We start from the raw sequence: 16,853 nt of genomic DNA, 5'->3' as shown, positions 1-16,853 counted from the left end.
CGGTACGGGACGGGCCCGAGGTGCTGGCCCGCCGGGTGCGGGCGAGGCGTCACAGTGCGACGTGTGACCGCAGGCGGGCACCTTCGGCGTGACCGATACTCGCTGCCGGTGCGAGCGAACGCTGGCGGCATTCGGACGTCGCGTTGGCGCGAGGCCATGTCTGCCTGGAGTGGTGCGTGCTACCGAACCGGTCGTGTCTGCCGCGCAACCTCTCACTCAGCCGATGACGAGCGGGAGCCTCGCGGCGAATTCGCCCAGTGCGGCCTTCTCCGCGTCGGTCGGCGAGCGGCGGCCGGTGCTGATCAGCAGCGCGTCCGTGTCGGAGAACGAGGTGGGGAACGGAGTCCCGGCGATCTTCTCCAGCGTCGAGCGAACCGACGCGAGGGTCTCGGCGGGCGGCTCGGCGGCGGACGGCAGGTGCGCGATCAGGTCGAGGTGGTGCATGGTCCATTCGAGGACGTACGCGGACAGGAAGTCGCCGACGGTCAGGACCTCGTCGCGTGTGCTGACGCGGGCGGCGGGATCGGCGAGCTGAGCGGCGCGGCCCGCCGCGGAACCGACGTCGTCGAAGTGGAACTTGAGCAATCGAGGCTCGCCGTAGGCGGCGGCCAGCCGGGGGATCAGCGCGTCGAGCGGGTCCTCGCCGGTCGGGGGTTCGACGATGCCCCAGTACGTGACCGCGTCCACGGTCGGTTCGGAGTCCGCCGGCGTGACCAGGGTGATCAGGACGTCCTGCGCGCCGATGACCAGGTGGCACACGAGATCCCGCACGAGCCAGCCCGTACAGCCGGAGAGCCGCTCGAAGTCCTCGTCCGGGACGTCGGCGACGGCGGTGCGCAATGCCGTCCAGGAGCGTGAGAAGAGATCCACCGCTGCACCGTAATGCGGGCGCGGAAGGGCGGACAAGCGTATGCGGGGTGGTGCGTGGAGGCCCGGCATCCACGCCGACCGCTGGCCATATGACCCTTCCCCGCACTCCCCGTCCGCCGAGCCGATCGCCGCTTTGGTGACAAATCCGGCAATGAACAACATCACACGCCGCCAAAACGCCCATAGCTGACATATCGGCTCACGCTTCGCTCGGCCGACTGCTTCATCCCTGTAGCGTCGCCGTCATTCGGGATCCGGGTCGCTCATCCGACGGCCGACCACCCGGTGCGCGCGAGGAAGCGCCGCACACCGAGTGCAACGGACGGATCTCCCCACCGACGGGCGCGAAGCCCCGGTGCGGGGCATCGACCGAAGCTCCGACCGTGTCGCAGGACGTCGGCCTCGCCGCCGACGGCGAGCACCACCTGCCGATGCGACCGCAGACACAGAGCAGGACGGAACCTCCATGCCGGGAACGCACATGCCGCTGACGCGACGCGCGAAGCAGGGACTGGCCGCGGCCCTCGCCGCCGGCTCGGCGCTCACCGCCCTCGCGGCCGCCGCCCCTGTCCAGGCGGGCGCGGCGGCTGGTACGAGCAGTGCCGGTACGAGTGTCGAAGGCTCCCCGGTGACGTGCACCTCGGACCAGCCCGGACTGGCGGACCGCCTGGAGCGCGACATAGCCACCGCGCTCCACGGGCACGGCAAGGCCTCGGCGCTCGCGCTCTACGACCGGACCACGGCCACCTCGTGCACGTTCCGGGCGAGCACCGCCTTCGACTCGGCGAGCGTGGTCAAGGTCACGATCCTCGGCGCGCTGCTGCGCCAGGCCGCGGAGGAGCACCGTCTCCTGACCTCGCGCGAGGTCGACCTGACCACAGCCATGATCACCAAGTCGGACAACGCCGCTACGAACGCCCTCTGGCACCAGCTCGGCCACGCCGGCATCCAGCACTTCCTCGACCTGGCCGGGATGCGGGACACGGTGCCCGGCCCGCAGGCCACGTGGGGCCGCACCCAGATCACGGCCGGCGACCAGGTGAAGCTCCTCCGCCTGCTGACCTCGGACAACCACGTGCTCGGCGAGCGCGCCCGGGCCTATGCCCTGCGGCTGATGAACCGTGTCGTCCCGGATCAGCGCTGGGGAACGCCGGCCGGTGCGCCGGGCACGGCGACCGTTCACGTCAAGAACGGCTGGCTGCCGCTGTCGACCAACGGCTGGCGTGTGCACAGTGTCGGCGTGTTCACCGGCGGCGGCCACGACTACGGAATGGCCGTGCTCTCCCACGGCAACCGCACGATGGAGAACGGCGTCACGACCGTCGAGCGCGCGGCTCGCGTCATCAACCGTGACCTGAACCTGGAGAAGGCTTCCTAGCGGCCTCCCGCTCCGCCCCGCCCCGCCTACTACGTCCGCGCCGGCCGGACTCACATCCGGCGCAGTGCCGCCTCGACGCTGTCGCCGCCGTTCGTGTTGAACGCGATCGCGGCCTGGGGCGCATGGAGGCGGATCAGGTTCATGATCTCTTCAAGGAGCGGCAACAACTGCTCCGCCTTGCGGATCCCACCGCCTACGACCACCACGTCCCACGGGCGCTCCGTCAGCGCCGCGACGAGGACGGACTCGGCGGAATCGTCGAACACGACCAGCGCCATGGCCGCATCGATGCCGTGTTCGCCGAACCGGTCCAACTCCTCGTCAAGACCCTTGCGAAGGGCTCCCGCATCGAGGCCGGGAATCGCCTCCGGGTCGTAACCGACAACAAGTGCAGAGGGCATGGGGCCAAGCTACCGGGATCCGGCGGAGTGCGGTCTGCCGGACGGCACTCGGTATCCGCTGACGAACGGCGGCGCCCGGCATCGCTCTCTCTTCCCCTCCCTCCCCGTGATCCGCGCTCCCGTCATGCGATACCCGGGCCGGACGTGCAGACTGCCTAACGGGACGCCGAGGGCGGCGCTCTCACCACCGGCGCCCGGGCCTGGAAGGCCTGTGTGGCGCGCGTCACATCTGGACTCGTCACATCGTGCCGAGGCGCTCCGTCAGAGGGATGAAACCACCGGCACGAACTAGGAGCTCGCCATGGAAGAAGCCCGCCTGAACCTCTTCGCCAACCAGGTCGGGGCCAAGGTCCTGAAGCACATCAACTCGGGCGGCAAGGTGGTGACGGACTCGACGCTTCCTGCTGCCACACAGGAGCTGGTGAAGATCCGTGCCAGCCAGATCAACGGCTGCAGTTTCTGCACCGACATGCACACCAAGGACGCCACGGCGGCCGGGGAGGACCAGACGCGCCTCAACATGGTCGCGGCGTGGCGTGAGGCGAAGGTGTTCAACGATGCCGAGCGCGCCGCCCTGGAGCTGACCGAGCAGGGCACCCGTATCGCCGACGCGAGTGGCGGTGTCTCGGACGAGGCCTGGGCGAACGCGGCCAAGTACTACGACGAGGACCAGCTCACCGCGCTGGTGTCCCTCATCGCCCTGATCAACGCCTACAACCGCGTGAACGTCCTCGTCCAGCAGCCCGCCGGCGACTACCAGCCCGGCCAGTTCGGGTAACCGGCACCTCCGCAGGTCGCAGGCACCGCCTGCGATCTGCGGAGGCCGTGTGTCGAGCGGCGATTGTCAGTGAGGGCTGCCAGGCTGGCCTGCATCGGGATTCGTCAGTACACGAAAGGCGTGATCATGCTTTCGACGACGTACGTACCGGGCGCGCCGAACTGGCTCGACCTCGGTGTGCCGGATGCGGACGAGGCCGCCTCGTTCTACGGCGGTGTCTTCGGCTGGACGTTCCAGTCCGCCGGGCCGGAAGGCGGCGGCTACGGCTTCTTCCAGCTCGACGGCAAGAGCGTGGCCGCAGCCGGTCCACTGACCGAGGAGGGCGCTTCCCCTTCTTGGACGGTCTACTTCAGCACCCCTGACGCCGACGGTGTCGCCAAGGCGGTCGATGCGGCCGGAGGCACGGTCCGCGTTCCGCCCGGTGATGTCTTCACGGCGGGACGAATGGCCGCGTTCACGGATCCGGCCGGTGCGCGGTTCGCGGTCTGGCAGCCCGGTGACGTCCAGGGTCTCGAAACGGTCATGCAGCCCAACGCCCTGTGCTGGACCGAGCTCTACGCGACCGACGCCGGCGCGGCCAAGGATTTCTACCGCCAGGTGTTCTCCTGGCAGTACCAGGACATGCCGACGGGCGACGGCGGCCCCCCGTACACCGTCGTCGCCCCCGCGGGCTCCGCGGACGTGGGTGAGGCGGGCCACGGCGGCATCATGCAGCTCCGGCAGGAGAACCTCGACGCCGGGTCCGGCGCCGAGTGGCACCCGTACTTCGGCGTCGAGGACTGCGACGCGACCTACGCGGCCGCCACCGAGCGCGGTGCCACGACGCTCTTCCCGCCCATGGACGTGCCCGGTGTCGGCCGCATGGCCATGGTCAAGGACCCGTTCGGCGCCACCTTCGCCCTCATCAAGGGCGACCCGACCATGGGCTGACGGACGAGCGGACGTGATCAGCGCACGACGAGGACCAGCTTGCCGGTCGTGCGGCCCGTCTCGCCCAGCTCGTGTGCCTCGGCGGCCTCGGCGAGCGGGAAGGTGCCGGCGATCGTCGCGCGGAGCGTGCCCTTGGCGATGAGGTCGGCGATCGCGTTCATTCCGGCGTGGTCGGCCTCCACGACCATCTCCACGCCCCGCACGCCGAGCCGCTCGGCCTGCTCGGCCAGCTCCGTGGTGCCGGTCGGCAGGATGGAGACCAGCAGACCGCCCGGGCGCAGCGTGGGCAGGGACCGGGTGCGGTAGTCGCCGCCGATGGTGTCCAGGACGACGTCCACGTCGCGGACCGCCTCGGTGAAGTCGGTCGTCCGGTAGTCGATCAGTTCGTCGGCGCCCAGGCCGCGCACGAAGTCGTGCTTGGCCGCGCTGGCCGTGCCGATCACGTACGCCCCGCGCGCCTTGGCGATCTGCACGGCGAGATGGCCGACGCCGCCGGCCGCGGCGTGGATCAGGACGCGCTGCCCCGGCTGCACCTGCGCCGTGTCGACCAGGGCCTGCCAGGCGGTCAGAGCGGCGAGCGGAACGGCGCCCGCCTGCACGTGGTCGACCTCGGACGGCTTGTGCGCGAAGGCGCGGGCGGGCGCGGTGACGTACTCGGCGTGCGCGCCCACACCGTGCGGGTAGGGCAGCATGCCGAATACCTCGTCGCCCGGCTTGAACAGGCTCACACCGAGACCCGTCTCCTCGACGACGCCGGACACGTCCCAGCCCAGGACGAACGGCGGTTCGCCGAGGAAGATGCCGTGCGCCCGGTGCTTCCAGTCGGTCGGGTTGACGCCTGCGGCATGGACCCTGACAAGGATCTCGCTCAGTCCCGGTGCCGGGCGTTCGCGCTCGACCTCCTTCAGTACCTCGGGGCCGCCGAGGGTGTCCTGGCTGATGGCCCGCATGGTGGGTACGGCGGGCGTGACGGGGGTGGTGGGTGCGGTGGTCTCTGAAGTGCTCACGGCTCCAGCGTGCCGTGGCCGATCGCCCGGGAAAATGGCATGACTGCCACCCTTCGATAGAATCGTGCCATGAGTGGTGGCAGGGATGGCAGCGACGTTGCTGGAGTCGGCGGTCTTGGCGGTGTGCACAGGGTCGTGGTGCTCGCGCTCGACGGGGTGCACCCGTTCGAGCTGGGCATTCCGCGGCGGATCTTCGGTGCCGCGGACGGCAGGTACGAGATCCGCACCTGCAGTGTCGACGGGGGCCCGGTGCGCACGGACGCCGATTTCCTCATCACCGTCGAGCACGGCCCCGAAGCGCTGGCCGAGGCCGACACCGTGGTGATCCCGCCGGTCGACGAGTACCCGCCCAACGAGGCCGTGCTGCCGGGCCCGGTGGCCGCCGCGCTCGCGCACATCCCGCCCGGCACTCGCATCATGTCCATCTGCACCGGCGCCTTCGTCCTCGCGGCGGCCGGTCTGCTCGACGGCCGTCGGGCCACCACGCACTGGCTCCTGGCCGACCGGTTCCGGCGTCTTTTCCCGCAGGTGAAGCTCGACCCCGATGTGCTCTTCGTCGAGGACGGTGACATCCTCACCTCGGCCGGCGCGGGCGCCGGCGTGGACGTCTGCCTCCACGTCGTACGACAGGACTTCGGCGCCGAGGTGGCCAACCAGGTGGCGCGGAGATGTGTGGTGCCGCCCTGGCGCGAAGGGGGGCAGGCGCAGTACATCGAGCAGCCCGTTCCCGAGGCGTCCGTCGCCGGTACGGCAGCCACCAGGGAGTGGGCACTCGACCACCTCGACCTGCCGCTGACGCTGGCCGAGCTCGCGGACCATGCGCAGATGAGTCTGCGGACGTTCGCCCGCCGGTTCCGTGACGAGGCCGGGATGAGCCCCGGCCGGTGGCTCACCCAGCAGCGGGTGGCGAGGGCGCGTCATCTGCTGGAGTCCAGCGATCTGCCGGTGGACCGGATCGCCGGTGAAGTGGGCTTCGCCACGGCCGCGTCACTGCGACAGCATCTGCACGCCGCGATCGGCGTCTCGCCACTTGCGTACCGGCGCACGTTCCAGGCAGCGCGTTAGGTGTAGTGCCCCGGTGCGTTGATCTGGCGGCCGGGTGAGGTCTCGCATGGTCATGGTCTTGGAAGACGACCCGGCAGGTGTGCCCGGTGCCGGTGCGTCAGGCGTGGCAGGCGTGTTGGGCAGCGGCGCGTCAGGGTCGGGGGTGCGCAGCCAGGAGGAGGTGAGGACACCGGCCGCGGTCACGGGAACAGCCGTTCCTGTTCGTCACGCACTCCGCCTAGGAGACCGTCCTGTTCGGCTCCCGCGTCCTCATCATGCGGAGGCCCCGGGCCGTGTGATCGACGAGGTGACGGTCCGTTCTCCCGCGAGACGACCAGGGACGTGGCCGCACTGCGCGGAGACCCCCGCTTCCCGGCGCTGCGCGCCGAATTCGCCGAGGTTACGCGCAGGACGGTCGCGGCCTGAAGGTCCCAGTCGCTCGACGCGGAATCAGAGGCTGCGGTCCAACAGGTCGAGCAGCGCGCTCCAGTGCCGTTCCGCGGCCTCGGCGTCGAAGCGGTTGGTGTCCGCCATGGTGAAGCCGTGGTGGGCGCCCGTGTAGACCTCGGAATGGTGACGGACGCCCGCCGCGGTGAGCGCCTTGTCGAGGCGTTCGATCTGCTCGGGCGGCATGGCCGGGTCCTCGTCGGCGTGACCGAAGCAGAGCTCCGCGGTGATCCGGCCGGCGAGGAGGTGGGGGCTCGTGGGGTCGTCGGTGGCCAGGCCCGCGCCGTGGAAGCCGGCCGCCGCCGCGACCCTCTCGGGATGGCTGCCCGCGGTGAGCAGGGCCAGGCGGGCGCCCAGGCAGTAACCGGTGACGCCGACGGGGCCGGCGGCGGCCGCGGGGGAGTCGGCCAGCCAGGACAGGTAGGCGGCGGAGTCGCGTGCCACCGCGTCCGCGGTCAGGTCGCCCATGAGGGGGACGATCTGCTCGAACAGCGCCGGCCGCTCGGCGTCGGTGATGAAGTCGGGCAGCGCCACGACCGGCGCCCGGCCGTGACGGTAGAACACGTTGGGGACGAGCACGGTGTAGCCGGCCGCCGCGAGACGGTCGGCCATCGCCCTGAGCTGGGGGCGCAGCCCGAAGGCATCCATGTAGAGCAGGACGGCCGGGTGGGCGGCATCGTCGTCGGGGTGGGCGAGATAGGCGTCGGCGGTGCCGTCCCCGGTGGGGATCTCGACAGTGGTGCTGCGTGTGGCGGTCATGACGTGCAGTCTCTCAGGGAGTCGCCTGGGGGATGTCCTCCAGGCCGAGTCGGTACCAGTCGTTGCCCGACAGGACGTGCAAGTCCGGGCCGCTGCCGATCACTCCACCAGGGGGTGGCGTGCCGCGCCGGCGATTATCGACGAGGGAGGGGCCAAGTCCCTACCCCCGCGGAAACACCGGAGGGAAGAGTTCGTCCACCGGGCGACGGCGGTGGTCCCGCTCCGGATACGCCGCGCGCATCACGTCGAACAGCTCCTGCCCGGCGCGCCTCAGGGCGGGGAGGTCGACGCCGGGGATCGAGCCGTCGCGCATGACGACCTTGCCCGCGACCATCGTCAGGACCGCGTCGCGCGCGGTGCCGTTGAGCACGAGGGTGCGCAGCGGATCCTCGGTGACGCCCATGCGGAAGTCGTCGAGGGCGAACGCCGCGAGGTCGGCGGTGGCCCCCGCGGCCAGGCGGCCCAGGTCCGGCCGGTGCAGTGCGCTCGCGCCACCGGTCCAGAGCGCTTCGAAGTAGCCGGCGAGGTGGCCCTGGCCCAGGTCGCCGGCCTGGATCTTGGCGACCTGGGTGCCCACGTCGATTCCCCGGATCAGGTCCGGCGGGAAGGAGTCCGTGCCGAGACACAGGTTCACTCCCCGCGCCCGGTAGGCGCCGAACGTGTGCAGGTTGTGGGCGTACCGGGCGTTGGTCAGCGGGCAGTGCACGATCGACACACCTGCGTCGGCGAGCACCGCGACATCTCCGGTGTCGGCTCCGAGCACTTCCGGGTGTACGTCCAGCACCACTCCGTGCGGAACGATCAGCCGGTCCGACAACAGCCCTGATTCGGCGATGAGTTGAAGCGGCGTACGCCCGTAGGTGTGCTGGATGAAGTCGCGCTCGGACATGCCCTGCAGGGCGTGCAGGCGTACCAGCGCGCCGCGTTCGTGTGCGGCCCGGGCGAGGTCGCGCAGGAGGTCCGGGGTGAGTGTCTCGATCCGGCAGGGGAGCAGGACTCCGGTCACCAGCGGATCGGCGAGTTGTGAGGTGTGGTCCAGGAAGCGCAGCGCGTCGGCGAGGCCGCGCCGGCCCGCCTTCTCGTCGAACTGCACCGTGCGCTTGCCGTCCGCGCCGATCACGTTGACGCCGGACCGGAACGACGGCCCGAGGAAGGCGCGCAGACCCAGCTTCGTGGACACCTCGGCCATGGCCACGAAGTCCTCGAACGTCTCGGCCCAGTCGCTGTGCACCTCGGAGGCGATCGGCATGTAGCTGGTGACGCCGTGCAGGACGAGCTGGGCCAGCGCGTACTCGCGCACCGTGCGCCGTTGCGCTGCGTCGAACACGGCCCGGGGCGCGGTGAAGTAGTCCGTCGACCAGGTGAACCCCGAGGACAGGTCCGGGGACGCCCAGGAGTCCAGGATCAGGTGGTCGATGTCGGTGAGTGCGTCGAGGTCGATGAGGCCGGGAGTGATCACCGCGTCACCGAGGTCGATGTGTTCGTCGGCCTGGTGGCGGGCGAGTTCGGTGCGCGCACCCACGTCGACGATCGTGTCGCCGTCGATCAGCACGGCTCCGTCGGCGATCTCCACGTGCGAGCTTCCGTCGTGGGCGATCACCCAGGAAGCGGTCACCAAGGTTCTCATCGACATCCCTCTCAGATTTGGTACACCAAGTAGGCGAATCAGCCACCGAAGTCCCGGGGTGCGGGTGGCTGCGCCGCACCGTCGCACGGGTTGCCGGCGCCGTGCTCGCGCCGTGCTCCGCATGACCATAACCCGGCGATGACAAGGGAAGTAAGACTGATTTGTGGTCTGAGCAACGGTGCTGCACCGGATGTCACATCACCCTGGTGGAAACCGTGATTCTTGGTATACCGTTCCGGCCACCCACACCCCCGAGCACCGAAGGATCGACGTGCCGGATCCGCATGAGTCGACGAGTCGGACGCGCCGCGCCAGCGCGCCGGAGCCCTCCGAAGGGCAGGTGGCCACCCTGCCTTCACCGGAGTCCGAGGCCGCACCAAGCGAGCGCGAGCCGACCGCCGAGATCGCCACCGCGCGATCGCTGCTCGGCACGGCATGGCTTCGCATTCGGCGCAGCCGGATCGCCGTCGCCGCGCTGATCGTCGTGGCCTTGATGGTGCTGTTCGCCGTCCTGGCCCCGGTGTTGGTGGCCATCGAGGGCTCCGACCCGTTCACCTCCCGGACCGGGCCCGAATTCCTCGACAACTTCGACACACCGGGCCTGCCGCTGTCGTACTACCGCTTCCCGGCCGGCGAGCACTGGCTCGGTCTCGAACCAGGGCTCGGGCGCGACATCTTCGCCCGCATGGCATACGGCGCGAGGATCTCCCTCACCATCGCGCTGCTGTCGACGGTGGTGTCGGTGGTCCTCGGCACCGTGCTCGGCGCGGCCGCCGGATACTTCGGCGGCAAGGTCGACATGGTGATCAGCCGCGTGATGGACCTGTTCCTGGCCTTCCCGCACCTGCTGCTCGTCCTGTCGCTGACCCCGATCCTCCAGTCCCGGCTGCGGGGCACCTCCCTCGACTCGGGCAGCCTGGTGCCGATCGCCTCACTGGTGATCATCCTCGGCTTCTTCGGCTGGGCGTACCTGGCGAGAGTCGTGCGTGGCCAGGTGCTCTCGATCCGGCAGCAGGAGTTCGTCGAGGCCGCGCAGGCCTACGGTGCCTCCCACCGGAGCATCACCTTCCGGCAGATCATCCCGAACGTCATGGGGGTCGTGCTGGTCTACGCGACCATGATGATCCCCACCAACATCACCGCGGAGGCGGCCCTCTCGTTCCTCGGCGTCGGGGTCAAGGACCCCACGCCCTCCTGGGGCCAGATGCTCAACGCGGCCCAGTCGGGGAACTGGTACCTCTCCGATCCGTGGTTCCTGGCCGTCCCGGCCGGCGCACTGGTGATCACCGTGCTCGCCTTCAACCTGCTCGGCGACGCGGTCCGGGACGCCCTCGACCCGAAGTCCTCCCGAAGCTGATCCGCCCACCTCTGAGCCTTTGCCCCACCTCTCATCCTTTGCTCCACCTCGGATCGGCCCATGCGTGCGCCATCCCTTTCCCGTCCGCAAGGAGACGCAGTGAACAGAAGCACCAAGACGGCGCTCGCCCTGACGGTGAGTGCCGGGCTGGCCCTCACCGCCTGCGGCGGCCCCAAGCCCACACCCGGTGACAGAGCCGGAGCCAAGGCGGACGCCTACGCGCCGGTGACCGTCGGGAAGGGCTACGCCACCAAGGGCGGGAACATCAACGTCCTGATGTCCTCGGACTTCCAGACCCTGGACCCCGGCAACAGCAACTACGTCCAGACCGCCAACGTCGGGCAGCTGTACTACCGCACCCTGACCATGGCCAAGGAGACCGCCGGCCGGCCCCCGACCATCGTGCCGGATCTGGCCACCGACCTGGGCAGGGCCTCCGCCGACGGCCTCACCTGGACCTACACCCTCAAGAAGGGTCTGAAGTTCGAGGACGGCACACCGATCACCAGCAAGACCATCAAGTACGGCGTCGAGCGCACCTACGCCCGCGACGTCTACACCCAGGCACCGCAGGAGCTGAACTCGGCCCTGGCCGACGACGGCTACAAGGGCCCGTACTCCGGCGGCGACTTCAAGGCGATCGACACCCCGGACGACCACACCGTCGTCTTCCACCTCAAGCAGCCGTTCGCCGAGTTCCCCGCGCTGGTGTCGCGGTCGAACACGGCGCCGGTGCCGAAGGACAAGGACACCAAGCTCGACTACACCAACCATCCGGTCTCCTCGGGCCCGTACAAGATCAAGTCGTACGACCGCGGACGCTCGATGAAACTGGTGCGCAACGACCGGTGGGACCCGGCCACCGACCCCAACAGGCCTGCCCTGCCCGACACGTTCACCTTCACGCTGTCCACCGCCCAGGCCACCATCAGCCAGCAGCTGCTCGCCGACTCGGACCCGACGGCGATCACGCTGGACAGCAACGGCGGACTGCAGGCGTCCGACGCGGCCAAGCTCAACGACCCCAAGGTCAAGAAGCGCACCGCGGCCGGTCTGCTGGGCTGCACGGACGTGCTCAACTTCAACACCGAGACCATCAAGGACCCCGACGTCCGCAAGGCGATGGCGCTCTCCATCGACCGCGGCTCCATCCAGGTCCAGTACGGCGGCGCACGCTTCGGCAAGGTGGCCCAGTCGTACATCAACCCCGCCCAGCGCGGTTACGTCGCACAGCACACCGACCTGGACCCCGCGGGCAAGCCGAAGCTGGACGAGGCCAAGAAGCTCCTGAAGGGCAAGAAGGTCCCGAAGAAGCTGGTCTACGGCTACGCGGACACCAACGCCCGCTACAAGAACGTCGGCACCGTGCTCCAGCAGAACTTCAAGAAGCTCGGCATCGACCTGCAACTGCGCCCGATCCCGGCCGCCAACTACTACACCGTGCTGGCCGGTGACCAGATGCCGGACATCGCCCGCAGCGGCTGGTGCGGCGGCGCGGACAGCGGTTCGGTGCGCACCACCGTCGACCCCAACGTGGGGCCGAGCCTGGACGGCAAGACCTACGGCTTCTCCAACATCCCGCGCTTCCACGACCCGAAGATCGCCCGCGCCATGTACAAGCTCCGCGGCACCAACGGGACCAGTGAGGAGCTGGGCAAGAAGTGGGCCACCCTCTTCGACCGGACCATGCAGGACTACCCGCTCGTCCCGCTGGTGCGCAGCTACACCAGCAGCGTGGTCGGCTCCAAGGTCCGAGGCGCCCAGATGGGTTACTTCTTCGGCGCCATAGACCTGTCGATCGTCGGCGCCGAGCACTGACGCACGCTGCACAAGAGAGGTAATCGAACGGTGAGTTCATCCCGAGCCGGCAGGTCGCACCCATGACCGGTTTCCTGATGCGGCGCTTCGTCGCGATGATCGTGCTCTTGTTTGTCATCAGCTTCGTGACGTTCAGCCTGTTCCAGCTCGGCCCGGCGGACCCGGCCGCGGCGGCCTGCGGTCAGGAGTGCACACCGCAGCGCATCGCCGAGGCCCGGATCGCGCTCGGGATGGACAAGCCGTTCCTCACCCAGTACTTCACGTACATGTCGGGGCTGGTGAGCAGCCACACCGTCGGCGCGCCCGGCGCCGAGACCCTGTGCAACTGGCCGTGCCTGGGCAAGTCGTTCCAGACCAACGAGGACGTCACCACGATCATCGGCCGGGCCCTGCCGTACACACTGTCGGTGGCCAGCGGTGCGATCGTGCTGTGGACCATCGCCGGTGTCGGCCTCGGCCTGCTCGCGGCGCTCCGCAAGGGCCGGTTCGCCGACAAGCTGATCGTCGGCGGCGCCTCGGTCGGCGTATCGCTGCCCATTCCGGTGACGGGCCTGTTGCTGCTGCTCCTGTTCGTCAGCACGCTGCACCTGCTGCCGTTCACCACCAACGAGATAGCGACGCCGTTCGACGCGGCGGGTCCCGGCGGCTGGCTCCTGAACTACCTGCTGCCCTGGGTGGCGCTGGCCGTGCTGTTCAGCGCGCAGTACATCCGGGTCACCCGCAGCAACATGCTGGAGACCTTCGGCGAGGACTTCATGCGCACCGCCCGCGCGAAGGGACTGTCCCGGCGGAACATCGTGTTCAAGCACGGCGCGCGGGCCGGCATCACTCCGGTCGTCACCATGCTCGGCCTCGACATCGGCGGCCTGCTGGGCGGAGCCGTACTCACCGAGCAGATCTTCTCGGTGCCGGGTGTCGGATTCACCGCGGTGCACGCCGCGCAGTCCGGTGACCTGCCGGTCACCATGGCCATCACCATGATGGCCGCGTTCTTCATCATTGTCGCCAACGTCCTGGTCGACATCGCCTACGCGGTGATCGACCCGCGAGTGAGGGTCGCCTGATGACCACGCCCGAAGCCGCGCCCATGCTGGCCATCCGCGATCTACGGGTGAGCTTCCCGACCGACGACGGCGTGGTGCACGCCGTCAACGGGATGGACCTGACCCTGGCGCGCGGGGAGACCGTCGGAATCGTCGGCGAATCCGGCTCCGGCAAGACCGTCACGAGCCAGGCGCTGATGGGCCTGCTCAAGGACACCACAGCCGAGGTCACCGGACAGATCCTCCTCGACGGACAGGATCTCAACACGCTCACCGAGACGCAGATGCGCGCCTACCGCGGCAAGAAGATCGCGATGATCTTCCAGGACCCGCTGTCGGCCATGCACCCCTTCTACCCCGTCGGCGCTCAGATCGCCGAGGCCTACCGGGTGCACAACGACATCTCCAAGAAGGCCGCGGCGCAGGTCGCCGTCGACATGCTCGGCCGTGTCGGCATCCCCGACCCCAAGCGCCGCTACGCCGCCTACCCGCACGAGTTCTCCGGCGGCATGCGCCAGCGCGCGATGATCGCCATGGCACTCGTCTGCGAACCCGAGCTGCTGATCGCCGACGAACCCACCACCGCCCTCGACGTCACCGTGCAGGCCCAGATCCTCGACCTGCTCAACGAGCTGCAGGACGAGACCGGGACCTCCGTGATCCTGGTGACCCACGACCTCGGCGTGGTCGCCGAGGTGTGTCACCAGGTCGTGGTGATGTACGGCGGGGAGTGCGTGGAGCAGGCGACCGTCGCGAACCTCTTCAAGGACCCGCGACACCCCTACACCCAGGGGCTGCTGGCCTCGATGCCGTCACTGGCGCAGCGGTCCGGACGGCTCAACCCCATCCCGGGCTTCCCGCCGTCGCTGCTGGCGCTGCCCGACGGCTGCCTCTTCGCCGACCGCTGTCCGAAGACACACCTGGTGCCCGACGACGCCTGCGGTACGCGCCGCCCGACACTGACCGGCCTCGACGGGCACCCGTCGCGGTGCCACCTCGAGACGCTGCAACCGACCGGAGAGGTGGCCCGATGACGCCGCTGCTGGAGGTCACCGACCTGACCAAACACTTCCCGATCCGCTCCCGTGGCTTCAGGCCCGGCGGCGGTGCGATCAAGGCCGTGGACGGCGTCAGCTTCTCCGTCGACGCCGGACAGACCCTCGGCCTGGTGGGGGAGTCCGGCTGTGGCAAGTCGACCACCGGCCGTCTGCTCATGCGCCTCCTGGAGCCGACTTCGGGGAGCGTCCGGCTCGACGGCCGGGAGATCGCCGAGCTGCGTTCGTCGGAACTGCAGGAGTACCGGCGCCGGGTGCAGATGGTGTTCCAGAACCCGTCGTCGTCGCTGAACCCCCGCCAGTCCGTGGGCAGCGCGATCGCCGCACCGCTCCTGGCCCAGCGGATCACACCGGCCGGCGGCGTCAAGGCCAAGGTGCGGGACCTGATGGACCGGGTGGGGCTGCGCCCCGACCACTACAACCGCTTCCCGCACGAGTTCTCCGGCGGCCAGAAACAGCGCGTGGGCATCGCCCGGGCGCTCGCCCTGGACCCGCAACTCATCATCTGCGACGAACCGGTGTCCGCGCTGGACGTGTCGGTCCAGGCGCAGGTCATCAACCTCCTCGAGGACATCCAGCGGGACACCGGGGTGGCCTACCTCTTCATCGCCCACGACCTGTCCGTTGTCCAGCACTTCGCCGACCGCATCGCGGTGATGTACCTCGGAAAGATCATGGAATACGGCGACACCCCCCGGGTCTTCGGCGCTCCGGAACATCCCTACACGCGGGCGCTCCTGTCCGCCGTACCGCAGCCCGACCCGGCGGCGGACCGTAGCGGGCGGATCAGGCTGAAGGGCGATCTGCCCAGCCCGGCCGACCCGCCGCGCGGCTGCGTGTTCCGGTCCCGGTGCCCCGTGCATGCGCAACTGGACCCGCAGCGGCGTCAGTTGTGCACGGAGAGCGTGCCGAGCGGCGACATCGCCTGCCACCACGCCGACGTCGCGGCCGAGATGCTGGCGACGACGACATCCCGGTAACCCGGTCCCCTGTCCACAGGAACAGCAGTACCGCGCAACAGAGCACCACAACGCACAGCAGAAAGGTGACAGCAGTGTTGATCCGTGACGTCCGTCCGTGGGGTGGCGAGCGCAGCGACGTCGTCCTGTCCGGCGACCGCATCGCGGCGATCCGCCCGCACGACCCGGCCGCGCAGCCGTCCGGCGAAGTGGTGGAGGGCCGAGGCCGGCTGCTGCTGCCGTCGTTCAGCGACGTGCACGTGCACCTGGACTCGACCCGGATCGGCCTGCCGTTCCGGCCGCACACCGGCGGGCCGGGAGTGTGGACGATGACGATGAACGACCGGGAGAACTGGCGCTCCGCGGAGGTGCCCCTCGTGGAGCGGGTGGCCGGCACCCTGGAGCGGATGATCGCGCGCGGCACCACCCGCGTGCGGTCGTACGCCCAGGTCGACGTGGACTGCAAGCTCGAGAAGTTCGAGGCAGTGGTGGCCGCGAAGGAGAAGTTCGCCGGTCAGGCCGAGGTCCAGATCATGACGTTCCCGCAGGCGGGCATCCTCCGCGAGAAGGGCACCGCCGAATACCTGGAGGCCTCGCTGAAGGCGGGCGCCGACGTGATGGGCGGCATCGATCCCTGCACCCTGGACCGGGATCCCAAGGGGCACCTGGACGTCGTGTTCGGGCTCGCCGACAAGTACCAGGTCGAGGTGGACATCCACCTGCACGAGCCCGGCGAGCTGGGCGTGTTCTCCACCGATCTGATTCTTGAGCGCACGCGGGCACTGGGCATGCAGGGCAAGGTCACGATGTCCCACGCCTATGAACTGGGCTCGGTCTCCGAGTCGGTGAGCCGCCGCATCATCGACGAATTCGCCGAGCTCGACATCGCGATGGCCACCGTGGCGCCGTCGGCCCGCGGGCAGCTGTCGCTGGTGGACCTGACGGAGGCGGGCGTCCGCGTGGGCCTGGGCGAGGACGGCCAGCGCGACTACTGGAGCCCGTACGGCAACTGCGACATGCTCGACCGCACCTGGCAGCTGGCCTTCACCAACAACTTCCGCCGTGACGAGCTGATCGAGATGTCCCTGGCGGTCGCCACGATGGGCGGGGCGTCGATCATGAGCCACGACGTCGCCCGCCTTGCCGGGGTCGGCGACCGGCCCGGCCTTGCGGTCGGTGACCGTGCCGACCTGCTCCTTGTCGACGGCGAGACACCGTCGAGCGCTGTGATGGACCGCGGCACGGATCGCACTGTCCTGCACGACGGAGTGGTCGTCGCCGACCAACTGGCGCTGGTACGTAGCTGATCCGAGCCCTGGGCGGGCCTGCGGTCGAACCCGGTGCATCAGCCCTCCCCATGTCCTGACGTCGATCGGGGTC

General features: G+C 69.6%; 15 protein-coding genes. 10 read left to right on the top strand and 5 right to left on the bottom strand.

The features are described 5' to 3' along the window. Positions 1-216: 216 nt before the first annotated feature. Positions 217-870, bottom strand: a complete 654-nt coding sequence (locus OG758_RS04415; RefSeq protein ID WP_326708705.1) for a maleylpyruvate isomerase N-terminal domain-containing protein — start codon at positions 868-870, stop codon at positions 217-219. A 466-nt stretch (positions 871-1,336) separates the two neighbouring features. Here OG758_RS04415 and OG758_RS04410 point away from each other — a divergent pair, with 466 nt between their 5' ends. Continuing rightward, positions 1,337-2,248, top strand: a complete 912-nt coding sequence (locus OG758_RS04410; protein ID WP_326708704.1) for a serine hydrolase — start codon at positions 1,337-1,339, stop codon at positions 2,246-2,248. Between the two features lie 50 nt (positions 2,249-2,298). Here the strand turns inward: OG758_RS04410 and OG758_RS04405 are convergent, their stop codons facing one another. After that, on the bottom strand, positions 2,299-2,649 hold the full coding sequence (locus tag OG758_RS04405; protein ID WP_326708703.1) for a hypothetical protein: 351 nt from the start codon (positions 2,647-2,649) through the stop codon (positions 2,299-2,301). 301 nt (positions 2,650-2,950) lie between these two features. On the opposite strand from OG758_RS04405, the gene OG758_RS04400 reads away from it, so the two are divergent. Further along, entirely contained in the window at positions 2,951-3,427 is a 477-nt protein-coding gene (locus tag OG758_RS04400) for a carboxymuconolactone decarboxylase family protein (protein ID WP_326708702.1), read from the top strand. Between the two features lie 126 nt (positions 3,428-3,553). After that, complete coding sequence (locus OG758_RS04395; protein ID WP_326708701.1) at positions 3,554-4,357, top strand: VOC family protein; 804 nt, start codon at positions 3,554-3,556, stop codon at positions 4,355-4,357. Positions 4,358-4,374: 17 nt separating this feature from the next. On the opposite strand, the gene OG758_RS04390 is transcribed toward OG758_RS04395, so the two are convergent. Next, a complete protein-coding gene (locus OG758_RS04390; RefSeq protein WP_326715801.1) occupies positions 4,375-5,307 on the bottom strand; it encodes an NADP-dependent oxidoreductase in 933 nt (310 codons plus the stop codon). A gap of 126 nt (positions 5,308-5,433) precedes the next feature. On the opposite strand from OG758_RS04390, the gene OG758_RS04385 reads away from it, so the two are divergent. Then, positions 5,434-6,429 (top strand): GlxA family transcriptional regulator, encoded by a 996-nt coding sequence (locus OG758_RS04385; RefSeq protein WP_326708700.1) that lies wholly within the window; start codon positions 5,434-5,436, stop codon positions 6,427-6,429. A 429-nt stretch (positions 6,430-6,858) separates the two neighbouring features. Here OG758_RS04385 and OG758_RS04380 read toward each other — a convergent pair whose 3' ends face one another. Beyond that, entirely contained in the window at positions 6,859-7,614 is a 756-nt protein-coding gene (locus tag OG758_RS04380) for a dienelactone hydrolase family protein (protein WP_326708699.1), read from the bottom strand. A 160-nt stretch (positions 7,615-7,774) separates the two neighbouring features. Continuing rightward, entirely contained in the window at positions 7,775-9,241 is a 1,467-nt protein-coding gene (locus OG758_RS04375; protein ID WP_326708698.1) for a chlorohydrolase family protein, read from the bottom strand. Between the two features lie 349 nt (positions 9,242-9,590). Here OG758_RS04375 and OG758_RS04370 point away from each other — a divergent pair, with 349 nt between their 5' ends. The 6 genes from OG758_RS04370 (at position 9,591) to OG758_RS04345 (ending at position 16,780) form a co-directional block, all read left to right on the top strand. After that, positions 9,591-10,598 (top strand): ABC transporter permease, encoded by a 1,008-nt coding sequence (locus OG758_RS04370; protein WP_442810412.1) that lies wholly within the window; start codon positions 9,591-9,593, stop codon positions 10,596-10,598. Positions 10,599-10,697: 99 nt separating this feature from the next. Next, a complete protein-coding gene (locus tag OG758_RS04365; RefSeq protein ID WP_326708696.1) occupies positions 10,698-12,416 on the top strand; it encodes an ABC transporter substrate-binding protein in 1,719 nt (572 codons plus the stop codon). Positions 12,417-12,478: 62 nt separating this feature from the next. Further along, entirely contained in the window at positions 12,479-13,480 is a 1,002-nt protein-coding gene (locus OG758_RS04360; protein WP_326708695.1) for an ABC transporter permease, read from the top strand. After that, complete coding sequence (locus tag OG758_RS04355) at positions 13,480-14,493, top strand: ABC transporter ATP-binding protein (protein WP_326708694.1); 1,014 nt, start codon at positions 13,480-13,482, stop codon at positions 14,491-14,493. The genes OG758_RS04360 and OG758_RS04355 overlap by 1 nt, the downstream gene beginning before the upstream one ends. Continuing rightward, the gene (locus OG758_RS04350) at positions 14,490-15,494 is read left to right on the top strand and encodes an ABC transporter ATP-binding protein (RefSeq protein WP_326708693.1); all 1,005 of its coding nucleotides are present in this window, start codon (positions 14,490-14,492) and stop codon (positions 15,492-15,494) included. Before OG758_RS04355 ends, OG758_RS04350 begins: the two co-directional genes overlap by 4 nt. Before the next feature lie 74 nt (positions 15,495-15,568). Continuing rightward, positions 15,569-16,780 carry an amidohydrolase gene (locus OG758_RS04345; RefSeq protein ID WP_326715800.1) on the top strand — a complete coding sequence of 404 codons (1,212 nt, stop codon included), beginning with the start codon at positions 15,569-15,571 and terminating at the stop codon, positions 16,778-16,780. Positions 16,781-16,853 lie beyond the last annotated feature (73 nt).

It is taken from the genome of Streptomyces sp. NBC_01474, from assembly GCF_035918215.1.
In the GTDB taxonomy this organism is placed as follows: domain Bacteria; phylum Actinomycetota; class Actinomycetes; order Streptomycetales; family Streptomycetaceae; genus Streptomyces; species Streptomyces aureus.
The sequence above is the reverse complement of the archived record's forward strand: the minus strand, read 5'-3'. Positions and strand labels throughout refer to the sequence as shown.